The organism is Enterococcus sulfureus ATCC 49903, assembly GCF_000407605.1.
Lineage (GTDB): Bacteria > Bacillota > Bacilli > Lactobacillales > Enterococcaceae > Enterococcus_G > Enterococcus_G sulfureus.
Window position 1 is genome coordinate 322,624 of the sequence record NZ_ASWO01000001.1, and the last position, 13,443, is coordinate 336,066.

11 protein-coding genes are annotated in these 13,443 nt (G+C 38.7%); 1 reads left to right on the forward strand and 10 read right to left on the reverse strand.

The annotated features are described in order from the left end of the window. Positions 1-66: 66 nt before the first annotated feature. The 6 genes from I573_RS01505 to I573_RS01530 form a co-directional block, all read right to left on the reverse strand. Positions 67-783 carry an MIP/aquaporin family protein gene (locus I573_RS01505; RefSeq protein WP_016184800.1) on the reverse strand — a complete coding sequence of 239 codons (717 nt, stop codon included), beginning with the start codon at positions 781-783 and terminating at the stop codon, positions 67-69. Further along, positions 784-2,616, reverse strand: coding sequence for a type 1 glycerol-3-phosphate oxidase (glpO, locus tag I573_RS01510; RefSeq protein ID WP_016184801.1), 1,833 nt, complete (start codon positions 2,614-2,616; stop codon positions 784-786). A 15-nt stretch (positions 2,617-2,631) separates the two neighbouring features. Further along, entirely contained in the window at positions 2,632-4,131 is a 1,500-nt protein-coding gene (gene glpK, locus I573_RS01515; RefSeq protein WP_016184802.1) for a glycerol kinase GlpK, read from the reverse strand. A 164-nt stretch (positions 4,132-4,295) separates the two neighbouring features. After that, positions 4,296-5,774 (reverse strand): AcpB/EbpR/MafR family transcriptional regulator, encoded by a 1,479-nt coding sequence (locus I573_RS01520; protein ID WP_016184803.1) that lies wholly within the window; start codon positions 5,772-5,774, stop codon positions 4,296-4,298. 12 nt (positions 5,775-5,786) lie between these two features. After that, entirely contained in the window at positions 5,787-7,010 is a 1,224-nt protein-coding gene (locus tag I573_RS01525; RefSeq protein ID WP_016184804.1) for an FAD-dependent oxidoreductase, read from the reverse strand. Between the two features lie 103 nt (positions 7,011-7,113). Further along, positions 7,114-7,314, reverse strand: coding sequence for a cold-shock protein (locus I573_RS01530; protein WP_016184805.1), 201 nt, complete (start codon positions 7,312-7,314; stop codon positions 7,114-7,116). Positions 7,315-7,862: 548 nt separating this feature from the next. On the opposite strand from I573_RS01530, the gene I573_RS01535 reads away from it, so the two are divergent. Next, a complete protein-coding gene (locus I573_RS01535; protein WP_016184806.1) occupies positions 7,863-8,714 on the forward strand; it encodes a MurR/RpiR family transcriptional regulator in 852 nt (283 codons plus the stop codon). A 42-nt stretch (positions 8,715-8,756) separates the two neighbouring features. On the opposite strand, the gene I573_RS01540 is transcribed toward I573_RS01535, so the two are convergent. The 4 genes from I573_RS01540 to anmK are packed head-to-tail and all read right to left on the reverse strand — an operon-like array spanning position 8,757 to position 13,268. Continuing rightward, the gene (locus I573_RS01540; protein ID WP_016184807.1) at positions 8,757-9,845 is read right to left on the reverse strand and encodes a DUF871 domain-containing protein; all 1,089 of its coding nucleotides are present in this window, start codon (positions 9,843-9,845) and stop codon (positions 8,757-8,759) included. Next, complete coding sequence (locus I573_RS01545) at positions 9,842-10,744, reverse strand: N-acetylglucosamine kinase (RefSeq protein WP_016184808.1); 903 nt, start codon at positions 10,742-10,744, stop codon at positions 9,842-9,844. Before I573_RS01545 ends, I573_RS01540 begins: the two co-directional genes overlap by 4 nt. Before the next feature lie 59 nt (positions 10,745-10,803). Further along, positions 10,804-12,105 carry a PTS sugar transporter subunit IIC gene (locus I573_RS01550; RefSeq protein ID WP_016184809.1) on the reverse strand — a complete coding sequence of 434 codons (1,302 nt, stop codon included), beginning with the start codon at positions 12,103-12,105 and terminating at the stop codon, positions 10,804-10,806. A gap of 17 nt (positions 12,106-12,122) precedes the next feature. Beyond that, the gene (gene anmK / locus I573_RS01555) at positions 12,123-13,268 is read right to left on the reverse strand and encodes an anhydro-N-acetylmuramic acid kinase AnmK (RefSeq protein ID WP_016184810.1); all 1,146 of its coding nucleotides are present in this window, start codon (positions 13,266-13,268) and stop codon (positions 12,123-12,125) included. Between the last annotated feature and the right edge of the window lie 175 nt (positions 13,269-13,443).

The following is a 13,443-nucleotide window of genomic DNA, read 5'->3' on the forward strand; positions in this document are numbered from 1 at the left end:
AGACTAGTTAGCATTTTGCCTACAAAAAAAGAAGTGGAGTACTCCACTTCTTTTTTGATCTTTAGATTAAATCATAACTTGAAATAACAAAACGGCTACAACAGCACCTAAGATCGGTCCAACAATCGGTACCCATGAGTAAGCCCAATCAGAACTTCCTTTGTTTTCGATTGGTAAAATAGCATGCGCGATTCGAGGTCCTAGATCACGAGCTGGGTTAATCGCATAACCTGTTGGTCCACCTAGTGAAAGACCCGCTGCTAAAATCAATGCACCAACAGCAAAGACATTCGCGCCACCTAAAAATTCTGTTTGGGTGAAGGTCAATAATCCTAAAATCAATACAAAGGTCCCAATCGTTTCAGCAATCACATTAGATGGATAGTGACGAATCGCAGGTCCGGTAGCAAAAGTTCCTAAAATCGCACCTTGATCTTTGGTTTCTTTCCAATGAGGCAAGTACAATAACCAAACTAAAACTGCCCCAACAATTGCACCGGCTACTTGAGCGATCACAAAGGGTAATACTAAATGCCAAGGAAGTAGTCCTGTTAAGGCCATCGCGACAGTTACTGCAGGGTTTAATTGCGCGGGTCCCATAAAGCCGACCATAAAGACAGCGATCGTTACCGCCATCGCCCATCCCATTGCAATCACGATCCAACCTGAATTTTGCGCTTTACTTTTATTTAGATTCACAGCAGCACATACACCGTCTCCTAATAAGATCAGAATCATTGTACCAATAAATTCGCCTACGATCTGAGTCATTTCGCCGCTCATTTAGTTTCCTTCTTTCTTTAGATGAATTAAATCAGAATCATCGATTATACGTTGCAGTTCCATAGTGTAGTGCTCTTTTTGTGTAGTATCCCAGTTAAAATATTCACTCATGGCTTCAATTACAGGATGCTTGATTTCATCTAAAGTTTCGCGTTGGAACCATAAATGATTGGTCCGGCGAACAAGATAATCTGCAGGTGTTAAGACCATTTCGTGATCTAATCCATACCGCAAACAAATCGCTTCTGCTACAGAAAGATCTGCTTTGAATAAAGGGTGTTGATCGATATAAGCAAAAACGTGTTTTGCATTCGTTCCGTAAAAATCGGCAATGTAATGTGCTTGTTCTTCAGGTAATCCTTTTTCAATCCCTTCTTGTGCTAGACGTGAAAGTTCTTCGTTGACACGTGTCGCATCAAAGTCCCCACCTGAAACCGGATAGTGTGCAGAATCAACTGGTGTTACATTTCGTTGATGTTCTTCTTCAAATAATGAGACGATTAGTTTCAAGGCACCTAATGCCATTTTACGATAGTCTGTAATTTTTCCACCTGCTAAAGTGATCAGTCCATCTGCTTCACGTTCTAATTTACTTCCACGTGAGACGCTAGAAGGTGCTTTTTCTGCACGATTCATTTCAAGGTTTTTCAACACGCGTTCTACATCACTTCTTGTCGCTTCATCTTGTTTGAATGACGCAATCGTGTCCAAGACTTTTTGGAAACTACGGTCTGAAATCGAACCATTATCCCCACCGTTATAATCTGAACCTGCATTATCTGTTAATAATGGACGCAATCCTACCCAACTAGATTCGATATCCGCTAACGTAATATTAGCTGTAGGATAGCGATAGTTGATGACTTCTAATAGATAATCCACGTCTGCTTGTGTAATCTCAGGATCAGTATAATCACCGGTGTAATCGGTATCTGTTGTACCAAAATAGGTTTTATTTTCGCGTGGAATCGCAAATACCATTCGTCCATCTTGTTTGCCCGTATCAAAATACGTTGGTTGCGGAACAGGTAAACGCTTACTATCAATCACAAGGTGAACACCTTTTGTTGGACGCATTTGAGGTACGACCGCACGTTTAAAGTTGAGTTGACGAATCTTATCGACCCAAGGACCTGTCGTATTGATGACATAATGCGCTTTGATCTCAATTGTTTCTCCACTTAATTCATCACGTGCTTTAACTCCGATGATTTGATCTGCTTCGTATAAGAAACCAGTGACTTTGACTTTGCTAACGGCTAATGCGCCATCTGCTACGGCTTGTTTTACATTGTCGATAACCAAACGGGCGTCGTTGTTACGGTAATCTAAATACACACCTGCGCCTTGCAATCCTTCTTGTTTGATATACGGTTCACGTTCTAATACTTCTTCTTTTGTCAACGTGTAGTTGGCATACTCACTCCCCGTTACATTAGCTAATTGATCGTATAGATCCATCGCCACTTTAACAGAAAACATATCAAACGTCGTCGTTCCTTCATCGTCATATATCGGAAGTAGCATTGGATCTGCCTTAGGAATATGCGGTGCAATACCTTGGATCACAGCTCGCTCACTGACTGTATCGGACACCACTTCAACATCGAAAGTTTTCAAATAACGAATACCACCATGAACTAATTTAGTGGAACGAGAAGACGTTCCTTCTGCAAAATCTTGCATCTCAACTAATCCTGTTTTCAAACCAGAAGCGGCGGTCTGTAACGCCAGACCCGCTCCTGTAATCCCACCTCCGATGATCAGCACGTCCATCGTATCCTGCTGTAAAGTGGCCAACATTTCTTTACGCTCTTTTATTGAAAAACTCATTGCTTCTCATCCTCCTTATGGTTTAAATGTACGTGTTGCTGCTACGGCTTGTTTCCAACCACTATATAATTTTTCGCGTTTTTCTGTGTTCATTTCTGGTTCAAATAATTTTCCTGCTTCGTAGAATTCACGAATCTCATCTGTATCTTTCCAATAACCTACTGCAAGTCCAGCTAAGAATGCTGCACCGAGTGCTGTCGTTTCTAAATCATGTGCACGTTGAATCGGCGTATCTAAAATATCCGATTGAAATTGCATTAGGTAGCTATTATTTGCTGCACCACCATCGACTTTTAAGACCGGGATCTTGATATTCGTATCTTGTTGCATCGTATCAACGATATCTTTTACTTGGTAAGCAATCGATTGTAACGTTGCTTTGATGATGTCATTTTTAGTCGTTCCACGTGTTAACCCAAACATCGAACCTCGTGCTTCTTGATCCCAATAAGGAGCACCTAATCCAACAAATGCTGGAACAACGTAGACTTCATCTTGATTGGTCGCATGGCGAGCGGCTTCTTCTGAATCACTTGATTTTTCAAGCATTTTTAAGCCGTCACGTAACCATTGAATCGAAGATCCCGCGACAAAAATACTTCCTTCTAACGCATAGTAGACTTTTCCATTAATGCCATATCCAATCGTTGTTAATAAATTATTTTCAGATAATTGTGGCGTCTCACCCGTATTCATCACGATAAATGAGCCTGTACCATACGTATTTTTGACCATTCCCGGTTCAAAAGCCATTTGACCAAACAATGCTGCTTGTTGGTCTCCAGCCATCCCTGAGATTGGCACTTCACTGCCATAGAAATGGAAGCCTTGAGTATAGCCATAAATCTCTGAATTGGATACCGCTTTAGGCAACATGACTTTTGGAATAGTCAATAGATCTAAAATCTCTTGATCCCAGTCAAGTTCATGTAAATTAAACATCATCGTACGACTCGCATTCGAATAATCGGTAACATGCACTAAACCATCCGTCAATTTCCAAGTCAACCATGAATCGATCGTACCAAATAATAGTTCTCCATTTTCAGCTCGCTCTTGTGCGCCTTCGACATGATCTAAGATCCAGCGTACTTTAGTAGCAGAAAAATACGCGTCAATGATCAATCCAGTTTTTTTATGGAAAAAGTCACTATACCCATCTTCTTTTAACTGATTGGCGATTCCGGCTGATTGTCTTGATTGCCATACGATCGCATTATAGATCGGTTTTCCCGTCGCTTTATCCCACACAACAGTCGTTTCACGTTGATTGGTGATCCCAATACCTGCAATTTGCGAAGGCTTGATTCCAGATTCGATAAATGCGCCTGCGATAACTGATTGGACAGAGTTCCAAATTTCATTCGCATTATGTTCTACCCAACCTTCATGAGGAAAATATTGGGTAAATTCTTTTTGCGAACTTCCGATTTGTTGTCCTTTTTTATCGTAAATAATCGCCCGTGAACTTGTTGTCCCTTGGTCAATCGCCATAATGTAAGTTGGTTCTGTCATGTGTGATTCCTCCTATAATGTAATCGTTTTCTTTTCTATATCCGTATCATACTGTAAAGTGTAAAGCATCGACCATCAAAATAAAATCGATTTTCTTATTTTTTGACAGTTTCGATAACTTACGTAATAAAAAACGGACTGATCACACATCGATCACTCCGTTTTTAAGTGCGTTCTAATCGAATCGATTCGATCAATTGGCTGATTTTTTGTAGATCATACGTTGAATCAAATTCAGATACGGCATACCAATAACGCGGTTCTTCTATCAAATAAGTTGGTTTAGGTCGTGGTGAGATCACGATATCCACCACACGATTGGCTTGATAACGTTCTACCTCGACACCTAATAAAGGTTTCAATTCCATTTGTACCAATTGGAAAAATAAAAAACGATAGATCGGCAATTGTTCAAAGTCTAATCCAATTGTAATGGGTTGAACACTAGAAAACTCAATCATCGTTAAAATACTTGCATAATTCACTAATAAAAAATCTTGCAAGCTATTGTTTGGGTGATGCTCCGGAGCCAGCTGTTCAAATACGATCGTCATCATTTTTTGTAACAAACGACTTCGTTTGTGGCCAAGCAATCGCCGTTGAATCGTCAATAGATTTTCACGATCATACATTTCAATTTTCCCCATGAAAAAGTATACTTCATGATCAACTTGGGCTAGTTGATACCCTACTTTTTTTTCTAGCTCGATTGAAAAACGTTTAGGTCGATAATCCACTAAGATCGTCTCACGCAAATACAGATCCAAACGCGCAGTAGGCAAGCGTTTGCTTCGAGAAAGATCATACTGATAAAAATCTTCTTCTCCTAAAATCTCAAATGAAATCACAAAGATATACAACATGATCGCTTCATAAATATTATTCTCGATCGCGATCCGACTAAGGTATAAACTCATAAAGCGATCGATTTTCTTATACCATTCATCTTCTAAAAATGGTCGAAAAATCATAGCTAAACGCTCAAAATTTGGATTCTTTGCTAGCCAACGTTTTTGAGTCAAATACCACCATAAAGTGATTTTTTCTTTTTGTGTTCGTGAAAATTGGCAATCCAAAGTACGTGAGAGTGCCCGAATAAATGGATCATAATCTGGTATCGTCAAAAAAGAATCTAAAGTACAATAAGGCATCATCAAAGAAAACAATTGATAGTACACATAACGGATCTGCAACTCTTCACCTTGTAACTCGCCGTTTTTGATTTGGACTTGGAATTCTTTCAAAATGACATTTACTTCTTTGATTTTACGAAAAACCGTCGACTCACTCATTCCTAAATGATTCATGAGTTGGACTGTTGTGAATGTTGGATGAAGTAAAATAAATTGTAGTAACTGAAAATAACTACTCTGTTCAATCAAATACATCATGACCATCTCTAAATTGATAGTTGGTGAAAAGTCAAGTTGTATAGTGTAGTCTCTGTATGTGATCGAATAGTACTTTGTCTCCTTTTTTCCAAGTTGCTCGATATCTTTAAGATACTGCTCGAACGCTGTCTTTGAAAGTCCTGTTGTTTCACGTAATGCTGTTAATGTAATCTGACCACCAGACAATACGATTGTGCGCAACATCTGGACATAGATCGCTTCTTTTTTTTCTAAAAGCACATCGATCTGCATCATCTCTCTCCTTTATATCATCTTGCTTAAATGTATAAGCCATTCATCTACTACTATCGCATCGTCTACTCCTTGATAGGCCCATTCTTTTACTTGTATCGATACTTCTTGAGCAACTAATTGAAGCCCTAATAGTCGACGTGTTTTTTTATGAAACACAATCTTCAAAAACGTAGTAGCGGTCAGTTTAAGCGATTTTATCGCGACAGGATAGTCGACGAAAATCGCTTCTTGTTCAAGCAAGCCTAACGATAGATAATCTACACCAAAAAAGTTACCCTCAAATGGACGGATACTTCCTATATCTTTTTGTATCAATCGATGTAGATTCTTTGCCACTACTTCGGCTGTGCGTCTAGCATTTTCAATAGACGAAATATACAGCTCTTCTTTGGTTGGTCTGAATTTGACATGAATCGCATCTCCAATCGCAAATACATCCGTTTGGCTCGTTTGCAAGTAGTCATCTACCCAAAGCGTTCCATCAGTATTTTTCGCAAGATACGTTGTCAATTCTTGTGTCTCTGGCCGCGTATTTACAGCTAATAAAACTAAATCTGCTGATTGAGTCGTATTTGCTGTTGTAACCTGATATCCTTTTTCTGTTGGGGTAATCTGTTCTACGGCTTGACCAAATAAACAGTCCATTTGATTGGCTTGTAAAAAACGGGTCAAAATCGGTGTCATATCTTCATCAAAGTAACGGGCCAATGGGCGTTCATTTCGTTCATATATCGTTATTTTTTTTTCTTGTTTTGCCAAAGCAGATGCAAATGAAATCCCGACAGCACCTGCTCCTACTATAGCAATAGAGGAGGCTTGTTTAATCTTATTGTAGATTTCATGTTGGTCTTTCACAGATTTGTACAACCATTGTGTTTGAAATGTTTCATGTGTTCCAGCTAAACGTGAGCGTTGAGTCGAACCAGTCGCAATGATCAATTTATCAAATGGCAATCTCGTGGTATCCGATAACTCCACTTCATGATCACGTAACCGTTCACATTTTGTCTCAAGGAATACTTCAATCTGATACGTTTTATTGATTTCTTCTTGAAGGACTAACTCGTGACTCGTAAATTGCTGTTGCTCAAGTGAAAAAAAAAGTTCTCTTGGCAAATGCCCTAAATGAGCTTGCTGCTCGATCAACGTAATCTGTGCATTCGGATACTCTTGTCGACAAGCTAGTGCTGCATTCACGCCCGCAATCGAGCCACCTACGATGATAATGCGCATCCTCTCGCCTCCTTTTTGTTCATCATACCATAACTTGAACAGCCAAAAAAGAAAACAAAAAAAAGAAGATCTCGTAAGATCTTCTTTGAAAAGTTCGTTTTAATTAAGCTTTTACGATGTTTGTAGCTTGAGGTCCACGTTGGCCTTCTTCGATATCAAAAGTCACTGCTTGACCTTCTTCTAAAGTTTTGAAACCTTCGCCTTGGATTGCTGAGAAGTGTGCAAATACATCGTTGCCATCTTCAGCAGTGATGAAACCGAAACCTTTGTCTGCGTTAAACCATTTTACTGTACCGTTATTCATGAATATTTCCTCCAAAAATTACACCTATGTGTATTAAATTTGTAATGACAACAGACGTGTAAATCGAAGTGCATATCATCTAAAAACGATAAACAATTTTTCACATATCGAAGTATTACTTATTCAATGTATCACACTTTCTACTATAGTGCAACCCTTTCTTTTATAGAACAAATAGGTTAATCGGTTCCATTATCTTTTTGTCAATCTTTTCTCTCATTTGATAAAATGAAAAATTATGAAAACATTCGTTATTTTTTATGTAATTAAATGTAATTTACGTGATATCTTCTATCGTTTGTGAAAAAAATTCTATATTTTTCGATCCTTTTTTCTCTTATTTCACAACCTCTCTTTTCCTAGTATGTAGACAAGCTTTCTCGCTATCCGTCTTAAAAGTCACAAGAATATTTCAAATTGGTTTGTGTGGTAATAATCAATCGTACGTTATTTAAATTCTTACTTTTCCACCACAAATCAGTACTCAAAATATCTTTGAATTTTGAGCTATGGTATAATAAAGATAATCTGTAGAATGGAGAATGTTTATGAGCGTATTTCTTAGGATGGAGAGTTTTAAACGGACTCTTTCAAATTCAGAAGAAAAAATTTATGATTTTGTTTTTGCGCATCCTGACCAAGTCGTCAAGATGACAGCTAAAGAAATTGCGGATGCTTCTGGAGTTAGCGCACCAACGGTTGTTCGCTTTTCAAAAAAAATCGGCTATGACAGTTTGACTGATTTTAAAATCCAACTATCCACTGAACTTCAAACAAGTAAAATCCAAACGACGAATTATAATGATGTCGATCCCAATGATTCGTTTTATTCTATTAAAGAAAAAATTAGTTCTAATGCTCAAATCAGTTTAAATGAAACGACAAGCCTTCTTGATGAAACGGCTTTTTCAAAAGCGATCACACTGTTAGAGCATGCAGACGTTTTATTTTCTTTTGGCGTCGGCGCTTCAGCTCTAAGTGCTCAAGATATTGTACATAAATGGTCTAGAATCGGTAAAGTCGTTTGCCAAGAACACGATTTGCATATTTTACTTCCACAACTCATCAACTGTAAACAACAAGCCATTTTACTAGTAGTATCGAATTCTGGAAAAACACCAGAATTGCTTTACTTGGCTCAAGCCGCACAACAAGCAAAAATCCCAATCATCACCTTGACTCAATTTGGTCCAAATCCGCTAGCTGATCTAGCAACGGTAAGTTTACAAACTGCACGACCGACAGAATCGATCAATCGTAGTGCGGCTACGACTTCTTTGCTTTCGCAATTTCTAGTAATCGATACGCTTTTCTATCTTTTCATTAGTCACTTCCCACATTATCAAGAAGCGATCACAACTAGTCGAGAGTTGATTCATGATTTTAATCAGTGGCACTAAAAAAACAACTAGAGATAAATCATTCTCTAGTTGTTTTTTTGATTATTTTTTGATTAATTGGAATTTGGTCCAAGGTTTCATAAAATCTAATAGTATCTGCTCTTCTTTTGGAATATACGCAACTTGATTTTTGCGCGGATCCTCATGATCCGTCAATGCGATTTGCAATTCATTTTTATATTGCCCAAATGTATCATTCCCAATTAAAATCGCACCACGTTCAAAGGCATGTGCATTGTCTTGTGCTGGATTTTCTTCTTGTTTGTACAAGACACGCACTTGAGTCGAACGAACCACTAATGCATTGCTATCTCCTCTACGGTAATGATTGGCATCTTCTACGATTTTAGTTTCTAAATCATTCCATGAATGCGTCGGCACGACACCGATCGTCAATTTATAACGATCAACTGCGGCCATCGCGCGTAATTCTTCTTCACTTGCATAAGCATTTCCGATAATTACGGTATCGATTAGGTTCGTTGCAAATAAAATCCGTGTTTGAAGTTCCATAGGTAAATGACGACATAATTCTAACGTCGGTAAGCCATCCGAAACTTCCCAAGGCCCCATCGTCGCTGTTTGACTTGTGACAAATGCGGCTGTTTTTAAGCCGAATTTTTTGAAACGTTCGCTACATTTTACAAAAAAATCAAATTCTAAAGCAGTTCCTTCTTGAGGATAAAAATTATGACAGCCGTATAAATAAGGTAGATTCGGCTGATAAGACACGATGTTTTCTAGATAGGCAACGTCATTACTCATATTTAATTCAATCGCCAATTGATATGGATTATAACTGATCAACGATTCTTTATTGCCGTCAAATCCTTGATCCAATCGAATACCATCTGCTCCTAATTCATAGAAAAACGTCAAATCATCATATGAAATCTCAAGTTCATGAAAGATACGTGGTGAAACATCTAGAATCGTTTCAAAACCAAGTTCTTTGGCAATATTGATAATAAAAGAAAATTTCTGTTTGACCTTTTCTTTTCCTTCCGTTACTTCTAGCATGCTCATAAACAAGCGCGTATATCCTAGTGAAGCGGCTAATTCTAAATAAGCTTGATCTTTTTTTGGATCACTATGATCTGGATAAATCGAAATTCCAATTTCTCGTTTCATGATTGTTCTCCTTCTTGTTCATAAAATAGTCGCCAAGCTGCAAAAGGGCTTGGGTGTTGTGTTGCGATCTTTAGTGGATAGCGACAATGATTTATTAAGCTTTGTTGTACGATCGGGTTTTTTTCGACCACACTACCATTAAACGCACAATTTAGTTTTCGTGATGTAGTCCAATTTAAAGTTCCCCATTGATTGATCATGTCTGCCAATGCTTCTCCAGCTTGACACAGGACCTCATGACAATAGGTAAATCGGTCTTGATATTCCCCAAGAAATCGAGCTGCTTTGGCGATTTCTTGTCGTTCACTTTGGTAAAAGGTTCGAATGGCTTCTTGAGCACTGTCTTGGTGTGACCACTCTAAAAAAGCACGTTGCCAGTCATTTAGTTCCGTTTGACGATCGATCGTTTTCGTCAATTCACGATATACCTGTAAAGATAAGGCATACCCACTTCCCTCATCGCCTAATACTGGACCCCAACCACCGATTTTACTCCACTGTCCATTTTGATACCCTACTACTACAGAGCCAGTTCCTGCAATCACTAAAATGCCTGCTGCTACACCATTTCTGGCTAGATACGCTAATTGTGCATCATTATAAAGATGAAAAGGGATCTCTGATGTAAAAGGCATCGCTTGCTTGATTCGTGTCGTCATTTCTTGCTGATTATTCGCAGCACTTAATCCAGCTAGTCCAATTGCGATCCCTTCGCAATCAGGACCTAATGCTTCGTAAACCAATCGTAGTGCATAGCTCAGTTCGACAATCGTTTCTTCAGGAAATAGTAAACTGTTTCCTGGTCCAACAACTTGTTCAAAACAGCATGTTTGATCTAGTGTATAGGCTTTGACTTTTGTTGCGGTTCCGCCACTATCGATTCCCACTACATACTTCATACGCTCACCTATTTCTAAAAGCCAAGAAAATATCTTTCTTGGCTTTTTGGTTTTCCTTATTAAGCTTGAGTTGCAGCCATTTCTTTTTCTTTATCCAATTCATTTTTATCGTAGATGGCAACGAATGGATAGTAAATGATAATGGACAAGACAATCAAGATGACATTCAAGACGATCGCGCGCCAGTCACCACCTGTGGCTAAAAAGGCTCCAATTGGCCCAGGCAATGTCCAAGGGGCATTTACACTTACTTCATTAACTAATCCAAGTGAAGTAACAGTCCAAGCAATGATTCCATTTACGATTGGAGCAATAATAAATGGAGGAATCAAAATTGGATTCAAGACGATTGGTGTACCGAAAATCAAAGGTTCATTGATATTGAAGATCGCTGGGATCAAGGCAGTTTTCCCTAAAGTCGAGCCATATTTTGACTTCGTTCTGAAGGCTAATAAAATCGCTAATCCAATGGTTGAACCTGCTCCACCGATCCAGATAAACCATTGGTAAAATGGTTCTGCAGCAATATGAGGTAAAGCTGTTCCATTTGCTACGGCAGTTGTATTGCCTTCTAAAAGTTGTAACCATAATGGACGTGCTAATGATCCAACAATCGATGCTCCATGAATCCCAAATGACCAGAAGAATGTTGTTAAGAAAACGATGAAGATCACACTTGGTAGTGAATCTGCAGCTTTGACTAATGGACTAACAATCGTAGAGACTAATGTATGCCAATCAAATCCTAAGAAGTACGTAATTGTTCCCATACCTAAAATAATGATCAAGGTTGGTGTCAAGGCTTCAAATGAACGTGCAACAGCTGGTGGCACTTGATCTGGCATCGTGATTTTGAATTTTGATTTATCTGTAAAGCGATAAATCTCAACAGCAATGATCGACGTAATGATCGCAACGAACATTCCGCCCCCACCTAAGTTGGCCATTGGCAATACAAATCCAGTAACCCCTGCTGCGTCTTGAGCTTCTGCTGGAATATTTACCGGCGTAAATGTCAGTAAGAATGCCGTCGTTGCTAAAATCCCACCAGATAAACCATCTAGTTTGTACGACTTCGCTAAACTATGACCAATCCCAAATGCAGCATATAAACTCATCACATACATCGTCATTCGGTAAGGTAACAAGATCGTTGCTGCATGTGAAGATAAGAATTGCGTGATTCCCCAACTTTGCGGTAATGGTGGGAAAGCAATAATCATAAAGAACGATGATACGATGATCAATGGCAAGGTTGCAATGATCCCATCACGTAATGCGCGTAAGTGACGCTGATTGGCTAGTTTTTCCATCGGCCCAGCCAAATGTTGCTCTACAAAAGCTGTAAATTTGTCTAACATAGTAATATCCTCTCTTTCTAATTATAAGGTTTTGGGGTGATCTTACCTAAAATTACAGGTCGTTTCGCACCGGTTACAGAACAAAAATTACTTGATTTTCCAGTTAGTGTGGCATAGCCAAGTAGCGCAAATGCCACGGCTTCTTTGGAATCGCTTGAATACCCGAATTGCTCTTGTACCCAAATCGAACAATCAGTTAGATAATGCTGCAAACGTTCTTTTAAGAAATCATTATGTGTTCCACCACCAGCTAAAATAATTTCAATTTCATCTTTAGAATAATGCGGAAAAATAAATCGCTGATAATGTGTCGCAATACTATATGCTGTAAAATCGGTAACGGTATACACTAGATCTTCTGGTGGATAAGCTTGATATTGATCGATCAAGGCTCGTACAAACTCTTCACCAAACTGTTCTCTTCCCGTCGACTTCGGCGGTTCTTGCATCAAATAAGGATGTTGCTGTAATCGTTGGGATAATTCTGGAATTGCTTTGCCTTTTCTAGCGGTTTCCCCTTTACTATCGTAAGGCTTTTTATAGAAATGATCCATCAATGCATCGATAATCATATTCCCAGGACCGGTATCAAACGCAAATACATCTTCTATCGAACCTTGTTTGGGTAGGACCGTTACATTTCCGATCCCGCCAATATTTTGCAACAAGCGTGTATGCTCATTTGAATGGTAGAGTAAATATTCTGCATAAGGTACAAGTGGTGCACCTTCGCCTCCTGCAGTAATATCCATCACACGAAAATCGTCGACTACTTGTGTGTCTAAGCCATAAGCGATGACAGATGATTCTCCAATTTGCAAGGTGCTAGAACATACTCCGGTTTTCGCTTTTGGATCATGCCAAATCGTTTGTCCATGACTAGCGACAAAGGATAATTCCTCAGCTGTTTTATTTGCTTTAGCTAATACTTTTTGGCACGCTTCTAAACTTAATTGACCCAGTTCCATATTCAATGAACTAATCAAAGGGGTCGTAGAGTCTTTTGGATGACAAGCTTTTTTGATACGCTCTTTTGTCTCTTTTGAAAACTCTTGTGTATCAAATGCCAATTCATGGATTTCAAAAGGACCTTCAACGATATCTACCAATACTGCATCGATTCCATCTAGACTTGTACCAGACATCAAGCCAATCGCTAACATTTTCTTCCCTCCTTTTCTTCAAGATAACGGTATCATTTTTTTAAACTACACAAACAACAAAACGAGTTGCATTTGTGTTTTATGCTCTCATTTATTGTCGAGTTTAGTATAGCATACGCTTTCTTTTTTTACAACGATATTTCACAATATATTTATAAAAAAAGAAATAGCGTTT